This is a genomic window from Mesorhizobium sp. M0601 (assembly GCF_040320845.1).
Lineage (GTDB): Bacteria > Pseudomonadota > Alphaproteobacteria > Rhizobiales > Rhizobiaceae > Mesorhizobium.
Map to the genome: position 1 here is coordinate 191956 of NZ_JAMYQK010000002.1, position 16314 is coordinate 208269.

The following is a 16314-nucleotide window of genomic DNA, read 5'->3' on the forward strand; positions in this document are numbered from 1 at the left end:
GCAACGCTATTGTCCAATTTAGGCCGTGTCGAACATGGTGGCCGAAGCCTGCTCGGGATTGAGGAAGACGCTGCGCGGCCACGATATCTGCACGATAGCGCCCTCGCCGGGCTCGCTTGAATTGCGGAAATCGAGCGTCGCGCCGGAGCGTTCGAGCAAGGTCTTGGCGATGAATAGGCCGAGGCCGAGGCCGCCGCCGGCTTCGGTGCCTTGTCGCGTCGACATATATGGTTCTCCGATACGGTCGATGATCTCCGGTGGAAAGCCCGGCCCGTCGTCGATGATCGAGAAGCTGACGGCGGCCTCATTCCAGTTCCAGCGCACTGTCACGCTGTTGCGGGCGAAGTCGACCGCGTTCTCGACCAGATTGCCGAGGCCGTAAATGACGCCGGGATTGCGCCGGCCCACCGGTTCCGGGCCGATGCGCTCGCCCGGCCGAAGCTTGATCGAAATGCCGAAATCGCGGTGCGGCGCCGTCACCTCCTCGACCAGCGAGGTCAGCGGCAGGCGCGAGAGGTGCACCTCGCTCTCGGAGGACAGGCTGGTCAGGCGCTTCAGGATTTCGCGGCAGCGCTCGCTCTGCGAACGCAGCAGCTTCACGTCCTCGCCGTATTTCGGATCTTCGCCAAGCGCCTTCTCCATCTCCTTGGCGACAAGTGTGATGGTGGCGAGCGGCGTGCCGAGTTCGTGCGCGGCGGCCGCGGCGAGGCCGTCGAGGGCAGAGAGATGCTGCTCTCGCTGCAACACCAATTCCGTGGCGGCAAGCGCGTTGGCAAGCAGCCGCGCCTCCTCGGCCACCCGGAAGGCATAGATCGCGGTAAAGGCGATGGAGCAGAACACCGCCATCCACATGCCGGCGACATAGATGAACGGCATCGCCAATGGCGCCCCCTCATGCCAGGGCAGCGGCAGGTGGTAAAAGACCAGCAGCGTCGCCGCCACGATCACCAGCGCGCCGAGCATGGCCGTCAGCCGCAGCGGCAGCGACGTCGCCGAGACGACGACGGGTACCGTCATCAGCAGCGAAAACGGATTGGTAAGGCCGCCGGTCATGTAGAGCAGGCCGGCAAGCTGCAGGCTGTCGAAGGTCAGGATGGCGAAGGCCGAGAACGGGGTAAGCCGATGCGCCGCCGGATAGCGGAAAGTCAGCAAAAGGTTCATCCAGGCCGAACAGGCGATCAGCGCAAAACACATGCCGACCGGTAGCGGAAATTTCAGCCCGTAAGCGACCACAAGCACGGTCAGGCTCTGGCCGACGATGGCAAGCCAGCGCAACCTGATCAGCGTGTTGAGGCGCAGCCGCTGGCTTTGCTGGAAGTCGGGTGCGTGCAGGATGTTTATCATGGCCAGTGATTATAGAGGGGAAACAGCCGGAGGTCTTTTCCGAAAACCGTCGAAGCTGGGCCTCGGTTCGGGATGACAGTCTGGAAGCATCAGGTACCGCGCGGCTTGGCGCGGCTGGTGGCGGCGGCGAGAAGCGGGTTCTCCGGCCAGACATGCCTGGGATAGCGGCCGCGCATCTCTGCCCGCACATCGGCCCAGGAGCCGCGCCAGAAGCCGGGCAGGTCGCGCGTCGTCTGGATCGGCCGGTGCGCCGGCGACAGCAATTCGAGCGTCAGCGGCACAGTGCCGTTGGCGATCGCCGGATGCCGGTCGAGGCCGAACAGTTCCTGCACGCGGATCGCCAGCACCGGCCATTCGCCGTCATAGCGGATCGGCAGCCGGTTGCCCGACGGCGCGTCGAAATGGGTCGGCGCCAATGTGGCGATCTTGCGCTGCAATTCGTGCGGCACCAGCGTCATCAGGCCTTGCGAAAGCACGCTGGGATCGATTGCCGCAAAGGATGCCGCGCCGGAAAGGAACGGCAGCAGCCAGTCGTCGAGGCGCTCGAGGAGCGCGGCATCGGAGACATCGGGCCATGGCACGCGGAGGCCGCGATGCAGCCAGCCGAGCCGCTGCCGCAACGTCTCCGCCTCCCTGTTCCACGGCAACAGGGACAGGCCGTGTTCGCGCAAGGCGTCGAGGATGGCGCGATCCGCGTCGGCACCGGTCGGCGCCGGCAGCATGCGTTCGGACAGCGTGATGGCGCCGAGGCGAACCGTTTCGCGCACCCGCACCGCGCGCCTGTCGCGGTCGAAGCTCACCTCGCGGCGGGCCTCGATCTTTTCCGCCAGCGCAGTGCGGATGTCGGCCTCATCGATGGCTGCCGCTGCGGTGATGCGGGCGTTCTGCGCCTTGCCCTGCAGGTCGGCGACGACGAGCCAGGTCTCGCCGGCCAGCGGATCGGAGGCGTCGAGCATGGCGCCCGAGCCGTTGGCAAGCACGAAGCGGCCACGCTCGCCGCGCGCTTTGGCGACCCGATCCGGCCAGGCATGGATGAGGAGAGCGCCGGCTGTGCTGCCCTCCCCCTTGAGGGGGTCGGAAGGACGGGCGAGACCCGTGGCTCGCCCCGGCGCGTCGATCCGCGTAGCGGATCGGGGTGGGGCCGCTTCGGGCACGCCATCGACGACCCCGCCCCGTCTCGCTCGTCTCGCTGCGCTCGGCTCGCTTGCCGACCCTCCCCTAGAGGGGAAGGGTGAAGCCTGCTTTGCCAGCCTCTCAGCCAGCTGCCGGGCGGCGGTGGCGCGCGGCGATCTTTCGGCGCGAAAGCGCAGCAGCCGCCGTTCGAGATCGGCACCATCGCCGCCAAGGCCACGCTCGGTCAATAATACGGCGAGCATCGCCGCCTCGAGCGCCTCTCCGGTCCTTGCCGCCTCGGCGACCATATGGGCGAGCCGCACCGGTAGCGCCAGCCGGCGCATCGCGGCACCGGCATCCGTCAGGCGTCCTGCCGCATCGACAGCATCGAGCGCACGTAGCAGTACCCTCGCCTCGGTGAGCGCCGGAGCCGGCGGGGGGTCGAGGAAGGATAGACTGGTCGGATCGGCGACGCCGAACGCTGCGCTATCGAGCAACAGGCCGGAAAGATCGGCCTCGAGGATTTCCGGCGGCGTGAAGGCCGGCAGGGCCGCTGTCTGCTCGGCCCGCCACAACCGGATGGCGACGCCCGGCTGCGTGCGTCCGGCACGGCCGGCGCGCTGGTCGGCGGAAGCGCGGGAGGCACGTACCGTCTCCAGCCGCGTCAGGCCGCTCGCCGGTTCATAGCGCGGCAGCCGCGACAGGCCGGAATCGATGACGACGCGGACGCCGTCGATGGTGATGGAGGTTTCGGCGATCGACGTCGCCAGCACGACCTTGCGGCGGCCGAGCGGCGCCGGCTTGATCGCCGCGTCCTGCGCCTTGTTGTCGAGCATACCATAGAGCGGCACGATGTCGGTATCGGCGCCGACCTTGCCCGCCAGCCGCTCGGCGGTGCGCTCGATCTCGCGCTGGCCGGGCAGGAAAGCGAGCACGCTGCCCTCCTCCCCGGCAAGCGCCGAGCGGATCGCCTTGGCCATGGCGTCCTCGATCGTGACGCCGGCCGGCCGCTCGTCATAGCGGATGTCGACCGGGAAGGCGCGGCCTGCGCTCTCGATCACCGGCGCGCCGGACAGCAATTTTGCGACACGCGCGCCGTCGAGCGTTGCCGACATCACCAGCAATCTGAGTTCGGGCCTCAGCGCACCCTGCACGTCAAGCGCCAGCGCCAACCCGAAATCGCCGTCGAGCGAGCGTTCGTGGAACTCGTCGAATAGCACCGCCGCGACACCAGGCAGTTCCGGGTCGTCGAGGATCATGCGGGACAGCACGCCTTCGGTGACGACGAGAACCCTGGTCTTTGCGGAACTGCGGTTTTCCATGCGCATGGCATAGCCGACGGTTTCGCCGGGCTCTTGGCCGAGCAATTCGGCCATGCGGCGGGCGGCCGCGCGGGCGGCGAGGCGGCGCGGCTCGAGCAGGATGATCTTTCCGGCACCGAGCCATTCAGCGTCGAGCAGCGCCAGTGGAACCAGCGTCGTCTTGCCGGCACCGGGTGGCGCCACCAGCACGGCGCTGTTACCATGGCTCAGCGTTTCATTGAGCGCCGGCAAGACAACGGAGACCGGCAGGTCCGGCAAGGGTTTTGTCGTCATTGTGCTATGCTGTGCAGCCAGTTGGCAGCAACCGCATATCAGCGGTGGCGGTCGCGGCGCAATCTCGGCGCCGACTCAAAGCCTGGTCCGCGAAAACGGGTTCCAGCGCACCGTGCCGAGCCGCACCTCCTCGCGCACCATGGTCAGCAGGCCGGAACCGCCGACCACGGCCAAGCCGACCAGCGACAGAAAATCCGGATATTCCCTGAAGAACAGCGCACCCAGAACCACCGCCCAGACGATCTGCGAGTAATGCGTCGGCGCGATGCGGTTGGCCGGTGCGTATTTGACCGCCAGCAGATGCAACAGCTGGCCGCCGGCGGTGAAGGCGCCGGCCAGTACCAGCCAGGCCCATTGCCTGCCATCCGGCAACGAGAACGAGGTAGCCGCCGCACCGGCGCCGTTGAAGAGCAGGCCGTAGCCGATCAGCACGCCGAGCATCGTCGTGCGCTTTTCCTGCGCGGCGAGCGAACGCATCAGGATCACATTGGTGGCGGCCAGGAAGGCGATGATGAACGCCGCCAGATGACCAAGATGCAATTCGCGAAACCCCGGCCTGACGACCAGCATGACCCCGGCAAAGCCGGCGACCACCGCCAGCCACCGCCACGGGCCGACCTTCTCCTTGAGGACCAGCGTGGCTAGGATGGTGACGAACAGCGGCGCCAGAAAGATGAGCGCATAGACTTCCGCCAGCGGGATGGTGGTGAAGGCATAGACGCTGAGCACGCCCGAGGCGATGCCGGCCCAGGCCCGGGCCTGTACCGCCCAGGGCCGGTTGGTGCGCCAGAAATCGAGCCAGCGCTCGCCTGCCGGCCTGGCAAAGAGCAGAAAGCAGCCGGCAAACAATGTCGAGAAGAAGCCGATCTCGAAGACGTTGAACTGCCCGCCCAGGCTTTTGACAACGGCGTCGCTGCACGAATAGCTTGCATAGGCGATGAGTGCGAGCAGAATTCCGTTGGGCACGTTTTTCCATTTCCGGGAGAGATGAGAGTGAAGATATTGGCGCTTGGCGCGCATTCGGACGACATCGAGATCTTCATGTTCGGTACGATGGCGGCCTATGCCGCGCAAGGCGCAGAACTCTTTTTTGCCATAGCCACGGATGGCACCAGGGGCGGCTACGGCGATCCGTCAGCGCTGGCCCGCACGCGCCGCAAGGAGGCGACGGCGGCGGCCGGCCTGCTTGGCGTGACGCCGCGCTTCCTCGACTTTCCCGATGGCGGGCTGGTCGCGGATGCCGCGCTGATCGGGGCGCTCAAAGCACTGATCGGCGAGATAGGGCCGGATCTGATGATAACGCATGCGCCGAACGACTATCATGGCGACCACCGCGCGCTGTCGGATGGCGTGCGCATCGCAGCGTCATTCTCGGTGCCGGTGCTACATGCCGACACGTTCGGCAGCACCGGGTTTTCGCCAACGCATTACGTCGACACCTCCAGGCATTTCGATCTCAAGGCGGAGGCGATCCGGGCGCACCAGTCGCAGGATCCCGAGCGTTTCGTCGACGCGGCGCGCACGCAGAACGCCTTTCGCGCCGGCCAGTGCAACGGCCCAGCCGGATCGTTTGCCGAGGCGTTCCGCTTCGAGCCAGTCTTCCCCTTCGCCGATATCCGCGCGCTTTTGCCGCCGGCCCCAGTGATCCGTCCGGTGGCCGTCAGCAACAAGACGGTGACCTAGACAGGTCGCCGCAACTTCTCACGTTGCTTTCCTGTCCAGCATGCTGCGGTGCAGCAACGAATTCGCTTGCCTTGTTTAGTAAAAATTGCATCACTAAACAAATTACTAAACATCCGGTGCGCCGCCGCGTCGTTGTGTTTGGGCCCCCGAGGAGGGGTTTAGCGGGCTCTTGAAACCGTCATCCGGACGCGTTTCGCAAATGGGAGGAAGGCATGAAATCGACCTTGAAATTGGCGTTGGGACTGGCATCGACACTCTTTGCGTCGACAGCCGTTTCGAATGTCGCGCAGGCAGAAGATCTGACGCTTTGCTGGGCAGCCTGGGACCCGGCCAACGCGCTTGTGGAATTGTCCAAGGACTTCACCAAGGAAACCGGCATCGGCATGAAATTCGAATTCGTGCCGTGGACCAACTATGCCGATCGCTTTCTCAACGAGCTGAATTCGCACGGCAAGCTGTGCGACCTCATCATCGGCGACAGCCAGTGGATCGGCGGTGCCGCCGAGAACGGCCATTACGTCAAGCTGAACGACTTCTTCGACAAGGAGAAGATCAGCATGGACGATTTCGTGCCGGCGACCGTCGTCGGCTATTCGGAATGGCCGAAGAACTCGCCGAATTACTGGGCGCTGCCGGCCATGGGTGACGTGGTCGGTTGGACTTACCGCAAGGACTGGTTCTCCAAGCCGGAGCTGCAGAAGGAATTCAAGGAAAAGTACGGCTGGGATCTCGGCCCGCCGACGACCTTCGACCAATTGAAGCAGATCGCCGAATTCTTCCAGAAGCGCGACATCGACGGCAAGACCGTCTATGGCGCGTCGATCTACACCGAGCGCGGCTCGGAAGGCATCACCATGGGCGCCATGGACGTGCTTTACAGCTTCGGCTTCCAGTACGAAAACCCGAAAAAGCCCTACGAGATGGAAGGCTTCGTAAACTCCGATAAATCGGCGAAGGGCCTGGAGTTCTACAAAGCCCTCTACGATTGCTGCACCCCTCCCGGCGCCTCGAACAGCTACATGGGCGAAGGCGTCGATGCCTTCAAATCCGGCCAGGTGGCGATGCACATGAACTTCGCCTTCACCTGGCCAGGCCTGCAGAAGGACGAGAATGTCGGCGGCGACAAGATCGGCTATTTCGTCAATCCCAAAGGTCCGGACGGGGACCAGTTCGCCCAGCTCGGCGGCCAGGGCATCTCGGTGGTCTCCTATTCCGACAAGCAGGAAGCCGCGCTCAAATACATCAAATGGTTCGCCAACAAGGACGTGCAGTCCAAATGGTGGTCGCTCGGCGGCTATTCCTGCCTCAACGCGGTCGTCAAGGACCCGGCCTTCCCGGCCAGCGAGCCCTATGCGCAGACCTTCCTCGACTCGATGGCCATCGTGAAGGACTTCTGGGCCGAGCCGAGCTATGCCCCGCTGTTGCAGGCATCGCAGAAGCGCTTCCACGACTATGTCGTTGCCGGGCAAGGCTCGGCCAAGGATGCGCTCGACGGCCTCGTCAAGGACTGGACCGAGGTCTTCCAGGACGATGGCAAGATGTAAACTGCTCCTCCCGAGCCCATGACCGAACCGTCCCGTGCCACTTGGCACGGGACACAGTTCAGATAAATTCCATTGTCGAGACGAGCCAAGTGACCGAAGCAGGACTGACCATGCTCAATCGGACGGCGGACAGCGTTGCCCGGGCTACGCCCGAGCCGTTGGCCCGCAAGGTCCGGGGCATCAGCGACAAGGGCCTCGCCTGGCTGTTCATCTCGCCGACGATCCTGTTGCTGTTAGCTATCAACATCTTTCCGCTGTTCTGGGCAATCTATCTGTCCTTCACCAATTTTCGCGCCAATCGGCCCAACGAGGTTGTGAAGAACCTCGGGCTGGCCAACTACAAGCGCATCCTCGCCGACCAGGACATCTGGATCGCCATGCAGACGACGGCGCATTTCGTGTTCTGGACCATCCTGCTGCAGACGCTGATCGGCTTCACTCTGGCCTGGCTGATCGACCGCAAGTTCCGCGGCCACGCCTTCTGGACGACCATCATCCTGGTGCCGATGATGCTATCGCCGGCGGTGGTCGGCAATTTCTGGCGCTTTCTCTACGAGCCGCAGATCGGGCTGTTCGCCTACGCCGTTTCGTTCGTCACCGGCATTCCGGCAACCGAGATCAGCATGCTCTCCAACGTGTCACTGGCGCCATGGTCGATCATCATCGTCGACACCTGGATGTGGACGCCTTACGTAATGCTGATCTGCCTCGCCGGCCTGCGCTCGATCCCCGAATACATCTACGAAGCGGCCGAGGTCGACCGCGCCTCCAACTGGCGGCAGTTCTGGTCGATCACGCTGCCGATGGCGCTGCCCTTCATCATGCTGGCGGTGCTGTTTCGCGGCATCGAGAACTTCAAGATGTTCGACATGGTCAATTTGCTCACCGGCGGCGGGCCGGGATCGACCACCGAAGTGGCCTCGATCACGCTGAAGCGGCAGGCCTTCGAAAGCTGGCGGACGGGCTATTCCTCGGCTTTCGCCATCATCCTGTTCGTCGCAGTGTTTGGCCTCGCAAACATCTACGTCAAGGCGCTCAACAAGGTGAAGCAGAGATGAGCCTGACGTCAGCCCATTCCGTTGTCGCGCCGTCGGCCACGTCGAAGCGCGTCGCCGGCGCCATCATCGTTGCCTACGCGCTGATCTCGATCGTGCCGCTGCTGTGGATCTTCGCCACCAGCTTCAAGACGCCGCCGGATTCGATCGCCTATCCGCCGAAGATCCTGTTCCAGCCCAGCCTCGAGGGCTACTGCAATTTGTTCTCGACCCGGACTCGGCAAACACCGGAATACATCAACTCGCTGGGACCGGCGACGGGCCTGTGCGACGAGACGGTGCGCAAGCGCAATATGGTGATCGCCGGCCCGTCCAACTTCATGCCGCGCTTCGTCAATTCGCTGATCATCGCGTTCGGCTCGACGTTTTGCGCGGTTTTCCTCGGCACGCTGTCGGCCTATGGTTTTTCGCGCTTCAAGGTGCCGCTCGCCGACGACCTTCTGTTCTTCATCCTGTCGACGCGGATGATGCCGCCGATCGCGGTCGCCATCCCGATCTACCTGATGTACCGGGAGCTTGGCCTGTCGGACACGGCTCTCGGCATGATCCTGCTTTATACGGCGGTCAACGTGTCCTTGGCGGTGTGGCTGCTGAAAGGCTTCATCGACGAGATCCCGCGCGAATATGAAGAAGCGGCGATGATCGACGGCTACACCAGGCTGCAGGCGTTCTGGCGCACGGTGCTGCCGCAGGCGACCACCGGTATTGCCGCAACCGCCATCTTCTGCCTGATCTTTGCCTGGAACGAATATGCCTTCGCTGCGCTGCTGACCTCGGGCACGGCGCAGACCGCGCCGCCCTTCATTCCGACCATCATCGGCGAAGGCGGTCAGGACTGGCCGGCGGTCGCGGCCGGCACGACGATCTTTCTGGTGCCGATCCTGGTCTTCACCATCCTGCTTCGCAAGCAATTGCTGCGCGGCATCACCTTTGGCGCGGTGCGTAAATGAGCATGACCGCAAAACGCAAATCGCGCTGGCCCGTCTGGGCCAGGCGCGGGCTGATGGAAAACGTCGCCACCGCGATCATCGCCATCGGCTTCCTGATGCTGTTCCAGCCCTTCGCACTGGTGCTCTACACCTATTCCTTCATCACCATGCTTGCGGGCACGGCGATGTTCATCATCGTCTCGAAATTTCCGGAGTAGACGATGGCCGAGATCAGGGTCGAACATCTGAGGAAGGCATTCGGCGATTTCGTCGCCGTGCAAGATTCCAACTTCGTCGTCGAGGACGGCGAATTCTTCGTCATGCTGGGGCCGTCCGGCTGCGGCAAGACGACGACGTTGCGCATGATCGCCGGGCTCGAACTGCCAACCGGCGGCAAGATCCTGCTTGGCGGCGAGGACGTCACCATGCGGCGTGCCCGCGAGCGCGACATCGCCTTCGTCTTCCAGCTGTTCGCGCTCTATCCGCACATGAATGTGCGGAAGAACATCGGCTTTCCACTGCTGGCGCAAGGCGTGCCAGGCGCTGAAATCCGGAGCCGAGTGGAGGAGACGGCGAAGCTTTTGCGGATCGACCATCTGCTCAACAAATCGGTCTCGGGGCTTGCCGGCGGCGATCGCCAGCGCGTGGCGCTCGGCCGCGCCATCGTACGGCGGCCAAAATGCTTCCTGATGGATGAGCCGCTCGGCACGCTCGACACCGAATTCCGCGACCTGATGGTCCATGAATTGCGAGAACTGCACAACCGCATTCACGCCACCACCGTCTATGTCACGCATGACCAGATGGAAGCGATGTCGATGGCCGACAAGATCGCGGTGATGAACCACGGCGTCATCGAGCAGTTCGGCACGCCGCGCGAGATCTACGACCGGCCGGCGACGATGTTCGTCGCCGACTTCATCGGCTCGCCGCCGATGAATTTCCTCGGCTTCGGCGGCGGGCTTTCAAAGGGCGCCAGGGAAATTGTTGTGCAAGGCGCGAAGGTGGCCGTGCCGGAGATCCGCGAGGACGTCGCGCCGGCCGAGATGGCGCTTGGCATCCGACCGGAGCACATCCGCTTCGATGACGCTTCGAAGCTGCGCGGTGCTATTTACGGCACGGAATATCTGGGCACCACTCAGATCGTCGCGGTGGAGACAGCGGACGGCATCATCAAGGCCAGGGTGCCGGCCGAAATCCGGCTCAATCCGGGCGATCATGTGGGCCTGGCGCTGAGCAGCGCGCGGCTGTCGCTGTTCGCAAAAGGATCCGGGCGTGCGGTGCGCACCGAAATCCATGACTCGGCCTCCCAGGGGAGAGCACATCATGGCTGACGTTCACATCAAAAGCGTGACCAAGGCTTTTGGCGAGCATGTCGCCGTCGACAATCTCGACCTGCATATCGCCGACGGGGAATTCGTCGTGCTGCTCGGGCCGACCGGCGCCGGCAAGACGACGACGCTCAGGCTGATCGCCGGGTTGGAGCGTCCGGAAGCGGGCTCGATCCATATTGCCGGCCACGACACGACGACGCTGTCGCCGGCCGAGCGCGACACCGCTTTCGTATTCCAGCAATATTCGCTCTATCCGCATCTGTCGGTTTACGACAACCTCGCCTTTCCGCTGCGCTCGCCAGCACGGAAAATGCCGGAGGATCAGATCCGCCGCCGCGTCGAGGACGTGGCCAAGATGGTGCGCATCCACCACAAGCTGAATAATCGCTCGACCAAACTCTCTGGCGGCGAGATGCAGCGCGTCGCCATCGGCCGCGCCTTGGTGCGCAAGCCGTCGATCTACCTGATGGACGAGCCGCTGTCGTCGCTCGACGCCAAGCTGCGCGCCGATCTCAGGCTAGAGCTGAAGCGCATCCAGGCGGAACTCGGCGCCACAATGCTCTACGTCACGCACGACCAGATCGAAGCGATGACCATGGCCGACCGCATCGGCATTCTCGCCGACGGCGTGCTGGTGCAGATCGGTTCCCCGCGCGCGATCTATTCTGAGCCGGCAAACCTACACGTCGCCGCACGGCTCGGCCAACCGGCAATCAATTTGTTGCCGGTCGGACTGCTGCCGGATGGCGGCGCGCCGGCGGGAACAAAGACGATCGGTGCCCGCACCGAACATCTTTCGATCGAGAAGGCGGCGAACGGCCATGCCGACGGCGTCGTCGATTGGGTCGAGCATCTCGGCGACCAGAACCATCTGCATGTGACGGTGGGGACCAGGAAGCTGGTGACGCTAACCGACCCCGACACCGACCTGGCTCAGGGCGACAAGATCATGATCCGCTATCGCTCGCCGCTGTATTTCGGCCCCGATGGGCGACGGCTGATGTGAGCGCTGCGCGAGTGTTTTCCTGGCACCTTTCAACCGGCAATTTCGGGCACCGGACTGGACCAATTCGATGAAGCATTTTTTCAATCGCAGGGATACGATCGTAACTGAGGCCCTGGACGGCTTCCTCGATACTACCGGCGCCGGCGATCTCGCTCGCCTCGACGGCTATCCCGAGATCAAGGTCATTCTCCGCGCGGACTGGGATAAGACCAAGGTTGCGGTCATTTCCGGCGGCGGGGCCGGGCACGAACCTGCCCATGCCGGCTTTGTCGGCATTGGCATGCTGACGGCGGCGGTTTCGGGCGAGATCTTTGCTTCGCCGAGCGTGGAAGCGGTATTGGCCGCCATCCGCGCGGTGACCGGTCCCGCCGGGTGTCTGCTGATCGTCAAGAACTATACCGGCGATCGCCTCAACTTCGGCCTGGCAGCCGAGAAGGCGCGCGCCGAAGGCTTCCGGGTCGAGATGGTGATTGTCGCCGACGATATCGCCCTGCCGGACATTGCCCAGCCGCGTGGCCTGGCCGGCACCTTGTTCGTGCACAAGATCGCCGGCCACCAGTCGGAAGCCGGCATTGACCTGGCGGCGATTGCCGGGGCGGCGCGGGCAGTGGCGGCGGATATCGTTTCGCTCGGCATATCGCTGTCATCCTGCTCGATCCCCGGCCAGAGCCATGAAGAAAGATTCGGGGCGGACGATGCCGAACTCGGCCTCGGCATCCATGGCGAACCGGGCGTTGAGCGGATTGCGGTGCAAAGTGCCGAAAGGCTGGTTGCGATCATGTCGGAGCGCCTTGCCGCGCGGCTTGATCCGGTCAGCCACTACGCCTTGCTGATCAATAATCTCGGTTCGGTGCCACCGCTGGAAATGTTGCTTGTCGCCAATGCGGTACTGGCTTCACCGCTGGCGCAAAAGGTGACGCTGACAATCGGGCCCGGGCAGCTTATGACCGCGCTCAACATGAACGGCTTTTCCCTGTCGCTGATCCGGCTCGATGCGTCGCGCGAAGCGGCGTTGCGGGCGCCGGTAGGCCCCCACGCCTGGCTGCCGGCAAGAGCCGTTCGCCAAGCCAGCGTCGTGCCGATGGCCAAAGCCGCCGGCCCGAACAACGCGTCGAAAGCCAGCCAGGACGCACGCACCGACCGGTTGGTTGTCGCGGTCTGCGAACGGCTGATCTCGCTTGAAGGCTCGTTGAACGGACTGGATGCCAAGGCGGGAGACGGTGACACCGGATCGACAGTGGCGGCCGGTGCGCGCAGTGTGCTTGGCCGCATTGCAACACTGCCGCTCGCTGACCCTGCCGCAACGCTCGCCGCCCTCGGCGACATCCTGAGCGCCAGCATGGGCGGCTCTAGCGGCGTGCTGTTGTCGATCTTCTTCACCGCCGCCGCGCAGGCGCTGGAGTCTGGCGAAACGCTTCCCAAGGCGCTTCTCGCCGGCCTCGATCGGATGTCCTTCTATGGTGGAGCGAGGGTCGGCGATCGCACGATGATCGATGCCCTGGAACCCGCCTTGAGGGCGCTGGATAGGGGGAGTCTGGAAGATGCGGCGGTCGCGGCGCAACGCGGAGCCGAGGCCACCGCTGCCATGCGCAAGGCCAAGGCCGGGCGGTCCGCCTATATTGGCAGCCAGCTCGACGGCGTGGTCGACCCCGGCGCCTTTGCCGTCGCCGAGGTCTTCACTGCCCTCGCTGCGTTGCTCGAACCCGCTTGACTGGGGAAAAGAATGCTTCAATTGCCGGATATGCAATTTTCTCGTATTGCCGGCAGCGCAGGGGCCAGGAGCATGGGTGATATGGCGGCAGCGGATATTTCCAGGCTGATCGAGGCAGCGGCAAACACGATCGCCGCACATGCCGAAGAGCTGACCAGTCTCGACCAGGCCATCGGCGACGGCGACCATGGGCTCAACATGAAACGCGGCTTCGAGGCAGTGCGGGCCGAGGTCGGCGCGTTTGCGGCAAAGCCGTTGCCCGAGGCGCTGAAGGCGATCGGCACCAAACTGGTGATGACCGTCGGCGGAGCCTCCGGTCCCTTGTTCGGCACCCTGTTCATGGCGCTCGGCAAGGAGATTTCCGCCGCGCCGGGTCGCGCCGACCTGGCGGCGGCCTTCGGCAAGGCGATCGAAGCGGTTGCCGCCAGAGGCAAGTCGCAGGCCGGGCAAAAAACCATGCTCGACGTGCTGCAGCCGGTGCATGAGGCCCTGCTGCGGGGAAAGACGGCAGCGGACATCGTCGAGATCGCCGACAACGCGGCCGACGCGACCGTGCCGATGAAGGCGCTGCGTGGGCGCGCCTCATTCCTTGGCGACCGTTCGATCGGTCATATGGATGCCGGCGCACGCTCGACTGCGCTTCTGGTGCGGGCCGTAGCCGAGGCAATCGAGAGGCGCGCATGAGCAATGTCGGCATCGTCATCGTATCGCATTCGCCGCTGGTCGCCGAAGGCACCGCCGACATGGTGCGGCAGATGGTCGGCAACGAAGTGCCGCTTGCATGGTGCGGCGGAAACGGCCATGGCGGGCTGGGAACCAATGTCGAGGCGATCATGGGCGCCATCGACAAGGCCTGGTCGGAGGCAGGGGTCGCGATCCTCGTCGATCTCGGCGGTGCCGAGACCAATAGCGAGATGGCGGTCGAGATGATCGGCGAACCACGCGCCCAGAAGATCATCGTCTGCAATGCGCCGATCGTCGAAGGCGCGGTGATGGCGGCGACCGAGGCTTCCGGCGGCGCCTCGCTCAGGGAAGTGGTGGCGACGGCGCACGAATTGTCGCCGTCGTGAACGAACGGGAATTTTGACAAGCATGTCCGCAGCAGCCGAGGCCAGCGTCCTGATCACCCATGAGGTGGGACTGCATGCGCGTCCTTCGGTGAAGTTCACCAAGCTTGCCAAGACGTTTTCGGCCGACGTCGAGATTGCGCTCGCCGCCAACGGGCCATGGTTCGACGCCAAGAGCATCGTCAAGGTGATGGCGGCGAAAGCGCCGAAAGGCACTGTCCTGCATATCAGAGCCAAAGGGGACGGCGCCGGCGAGGCGGTCGGCGCACTGGTCGAGCTGGTGCGGCGCGATTTCGACGAAGGCAAGGACCATGCCCGAACCGCTTAGGCTGCAGGGCATTTCGGCATCGGCCGGCTATGCCGAGGGGCCGCTGTTCGATCTGGACCAGGCTGCTGTGCGTTATGTCCGCAAGGCGACTGCCGCGGACGAGAAGGCGGCGCTTGAGGCCGCCATCTCCATTGCCGCAGGCCGGCTCGCGACATTGATCGAAACCAGCGACAGCGAGGCGGCCGGGATCCTCGAATTCCAGCTCGCCATGCTGGAGGACGACGCGCTGACCGGCCCGGCCTTTGCGCGAATTGCCGAGGGCATGGCTGCTGATGTGGCCTGGCGAAAAGCGCTCGACGCCGAGATAGCCGGCTATGAAACATCCGAGCAGGACTATTTCCGGGCGCGCGCGGCCGACATGCGCGACATACGCGACCAGGTGCTACGCGCGCTTGCCGGGGGCGGCGACATTGCCGCGCCGGCAGGTGCGATCTTCTACGGCGAGGATATCGCACCGACGCGCTTCCTCGAAACCGACTGGAGTGCCGGCGGCGGCATAGCACTTACGGCCGGAAGTGCCGCAAGTCATGTCGCAATGCTGGCACGCTCACGCGGCGTGCCAATGGTGGTGGGGTTGGGGCTCCTAGCGCGTGGGGCAGCCGGGCCCGGTGCTTCGCCGGCTCACCTTACCGGAATCGCATTGCTCGATGCCGAACATGGCGGCATCGTGTTGGCGCCTTCGAAAGCGGAGATCGACGCATTCCGGCGATCGTCGTCGTCTTTCGCGGCGCATCGCGACAAAGCGGCAGCCTATTTGACAAGGCCGGCAGCAACGAAGACCGGCATAGCGGTCCACGTGCAGGTGAATATTGCCGATCCGTCCGATGTCGACCGCATCGATGCTGCGGCGTGCGACGGTGTCGGGCTGATGCGGACCGAATTCCTGTTCGGCAAGACGCTGCCGGACGAGGAGACGCAATATCGCGCCTACCGTAGAGTGCTGGAATGGGCAGGCGACAGGCCGGTGACGATCCGTACTGTCGATGCGGGCGGCGATAAACCTGTGCCGGGCCTGACCGTCGAGGAAGGTAATCCATTCCTTGGCCTGCGCGGGATCAGGCTGTCGGTGATGCGTCCGGAGGTCTTTCGTGTGCAGATCCGCGCCTTGCTACGTGCCGCCATGCACGGCAATCTGAAGGTGATGTTCCCGATGATCGCCGTTCCGGAAGAGTATGAACACGCCACCGCGCTGTTCGCTAAGGAGCAGGCTGACCTTTTGGCGCGCGGCATCGCGCACAAAATGCCGCCGCTTGGCATCATGGTCGAGGTGCCGTCGGTGGCCATCGCACCGGAGGCATTCGCCAAGGCCGCCTTCTTCTCGATCGGTTCGAATGATTTGACCCAATACGTGATGGCCGCCGCGCGCGACAATGCGTCGGTCGCACATCTGAATTCCGTCAGGCACCCGGCCGTGCTCCGGCTGATCGCCTCGGTTGCCGCCTTCGGCCGCGAGCATAATATCCCGGTCAGCCTGTGTGGCGATGCCGGCGGCGACCCCGCCTCGATCCCGGCGCTGCTCGAAACCGGCCTGCGTGACCTCTCCGTCGCTCCCGCCCAACTCGCGATGGCCAAGGCGGCCATCGCGGACGTTTCGATCTAGGCCCC

Annotated in this window: 15 protein-coding genes; 12 read left to right on the plus strand and 3 right to left on the minus strand. The window is 64.3% G+C overall.

Translation table 11 applies throughout. The features are described from left to right. Positions 1-18 precede the first annotated feature (18 nt). The 3 genes from NKI41_RS03390 to NKI41_RS03400 all read right to left on the minus strand — a co-directional run bounded on the left by NKI41_RS03390 (position 19) and on the right by NKI41_RS03400 (position 5018). Positions 19-1344: an ActS/PrrB/RegB family redox-sensitive histidine kinase gene (locus tag NKI41_RS03390; protein WP_352681411.1), complete on the minus strand. Its 1326-nt coding sequence runs from the start codon at positions 1342-1344 to the stop codon at positions 19-21. A gap of 89 nt (positions 1345-1433) precedes the next feature. Continuing rightward, entirely contained in the window at positions 1434-4052 is a 2619-nt protein-coding gene (gene hrpB / locus NKI41_RS03395) for an ATP-dependent helicase HrpB (RefSeq protein WP_352681413.1), read from the minus strand. A 75-nt stretch (positions 4053-4127) separates the two neighbouring features. Then, entirely contained in the window at positions 4128-5018 is an 891-nt protein-coding gene (locus NKI41_RS03400) for a DMT family transporter (RefSeq protein ID WP_352448474.1), read from the minus strand. A gap of 27 nt (positions 5019-5045) precedes the next feature. Between NKI41_RS03400 and NKI41_RS03405 the strand changes: the two genes are divergently transcribed. The 12 genes from NKI41_RS03405 to ptsP all read left to right on the plus strand — a co-directional run bounded on the left by NKI41_RS03405 (position 5046) and on the right by ptsP (position 16309). Continuing rightward, entirely contained in the window at positions 5046-5735 is a 690-nt protein-coding gene (locus NKI41_RS03405) for a PIG-L deacetylase family protein (protein WP_352681414.1), read from the plus strand. Positions 5736-5947: 212 nt separating this feature from the next. Continuing rightward, a complete protein-coding gene (locus NKI41_RS03410) occupies positions 5948-7279 on the plus strand; it encodes an ABC transporter substrate-binding protein (RefSeq protein ID WP_352681416.1) in 1332 nt (443 codons plus the stop codon). A 110-nt stretch (positions 7280-7389) separates the two neighbouring features. After that, entirely contained in the window at positions 7390-8337 is a 948-nt protein-coding gene (locus NKI41_RS03415) for a carbohydrate ABC transporter permease (protein ID WP_031211681.1), read from the plus strand. Then, positions 8334-9284, plus strand: a complete 951-nt coding sequence (locus tag NKI41_RS03420) for a carbohydrate ABC transporter permease (RefSeq protein WP_352448471.1) — start codon at positions 8334-8336, stop codon at positions 9282-9284. Before NKI41_RS03415 ends, NKI41_RS03420 begins: the two co-directional genes overlap by 4 nt. Then, a complete protein-coding gene (locus NKI41_RS03425; RefSeq protein WP_023676334.1) occupies positions 9281-9481 on the plus strand; it encodes a hypothetical protein in 201 nt (66 codons plus the stop codon). The genes NKI41_RS03420 and NKI41_RS03425 overlap by 4 nt, the downstream gene beginning before the upstream one ends. Positions 9482-9484: 3 nt before the next feature. Continuing rightward, positions 9485-10597 (plus strand): ABC transporter ATP-binding protein, encoded by a 1113-nt coding sequence (locus tag NKI41_RS03430; RefSeq protein WP_352448470.1) that lies wholly within the window; start codon positions 9485-9487, stop codon positions 10595-10597. Next, the gene (locus NKI41_RS03435) at positions 10590-11603 is read left to right on the plus strand and encodes an ABC transporter ATP-binding protein (protein WP_352448469.1); all 1014 of its coding nucleotides are present in this window, start codon (positions 10590-10592) and stop codon (positions 11601-11603) included. Before NKI41_RS03430 ends, NKI41_RS03435 begins: the two co-directional genes overlap by 8 nt. 67 nt (positions 11604-11670) lie before the next feature. Further along, entirely contained in the window at positions 11671-13314 is a 1644-nt protein-coding gene (locus NKI41_RS03440) for a dihydroxyacetone kinase subunit DhaK (RefSeq protein ID WP_352681419.1), read from the plus strand. Between the two features lie 81 nt (positions 13315-13395). Continuing rightward, entirely contained in the window at positions 13396-13998 is a 603-nt protein-coding gene (gene dhaL, locus NKI41_RS03445) for a dihydroxyacetone kinase subunit DhaL (RefSeq protein WP_352681421.1), read from the plus strand. Next, positions 13995-14384 carry a dihydroxyacetone kinase phosphoryl donor subunit DhaM gene (gene dhaM, locus NKI41_RS03450; protein WP_352448466.1) on the plus strand — a complete coding sequence of 130 codons (390 nt, stop codon included), beginning with the start codon at positions 13995-13997 and terminating at the stop codon, positions 14382-14384. Before dhaL ends, dhaM begins: the two co-directional genes overlap by 4 nt. 22 nt (positions 14385-14406) lie before the next feature. After that, positions 14407-14709, plus strand: coding sequence for an HPr family phosphocarrier protein (locus tag NKI41_RS03455; protein WP_023676329.1), 303 nt, complete (start codon positions 14407-14409; stop codon positions 14707-14709). After that, on the plus strand, positions 14693-16309 hold the full coding sequence (gene ptsP / locus NKI41_RS03460) for a phosphoenolpyruvate--protein phosphotransferase (protein ID WP_352681423.1): 1617 nt from the start codon (positions 14693-14695) through the stop codon (positions 16307-16309). The genes NKI41_RS03455 and ptsP overlap by 17 nt, the downstream gene beginning before the upstream one ends. Positions 16310-16314 lie beyond the last annotated feature (5 nt).

Excerpts from the sequence above, each read along its gene's own strand:
- NKI41_RS03410 (WP_352681416.1), top strand. The coding sequence starts at position 5,948 with ATGAAATCGACCTTGAAATTGGCGTTGGGACTGGCATCGACACTCTTT.
- dhaM (WP_352448466.1), top strand. The coding sequence starts at position 13,995 with ATGAGCAATGTCGGCATCGTCATCGTATCGCATTCGCCGCTGGTCGCC.
- NKI41_RS03425 (WP_023676334.1), top strand. The coding sequence starts at position 9,281 with ATGAGCATGACCGCAAAACGCAAATCGCGCTGGCCCGTCTGGGCCAGG.
- ptsP (WP_352681423.1), top strand. The coding sequence starts at position 14,693 with ATGCCCGAACCGCTTAGGCTGCAGGGCATTTCGGCATCGGCCGGCTAT.
- NKI41_RS03415 (WP_031211681.1), top strand. The coding sequence starts at position 7,390 with ATGCTCAATCGGACGGCGGACAGCGTTGCCCGGGCTACGCCCGAGCCG.
- NKI41_RS03440 (WP_352681419.1), top strand. The coding sequence starts at position 11,671 with ATGAAGCATTTTTTCAATCGCAGGGATACGATCGTAACTGAGGCCCTG.
- NKI41_RS03420 (WP_352448471.1), top strand. The coding sequence starts at position 8,334 with ATGAGCCTGACGTCAGCCCATTCCGTTGTCGCGCCGTCGGCCACGTCG.
- NKI41_RS03455 (WP_023676329.1), top strand. The coding sequence starts at position 14,407 with ATGTCCGCAGCAGCCGAGGCCAGCGTCCTGATCACCCATGAGGTGGGA.
- NKI41_RS03430 (WP_352448470.1), top strand. The coding sequence starts at position 9,485 with ATGGCCGAGATCAGGGTCGAACATCTGAGGAAGGCATTCGGCGATTTC.
- dhaL (WP_352681421.1), top strand. The coding sequence starts at position 13,396 with ATGGCGGCAGCGGATATTTCCAGGCTGATCGAGGCAGCGGCAAACACG.
- NKI41_RS03435 (WP_352448469.1), top strand. The coding sequence starts at position 10,590 with ATGGCTGACGTTCACATCAAAAGCGTGACCAAGGCTTTTGGCGAGCAT.
- NKI41_RS03390 (WP_352681411.1), bottom strand. The coding sequence starts at position 1,344 with ATGATAAACATCCTGCACGCACCCGACTTCCAGCAAAGCCAGCGGCTG.
- hrpB (WP_352681413.1), bottom strand. The coding sequence starts at position 4,052 with ATGACGACAAAACCCTTGCCGGACCTGCCGGTCTCCGTTGTCTTGCCG.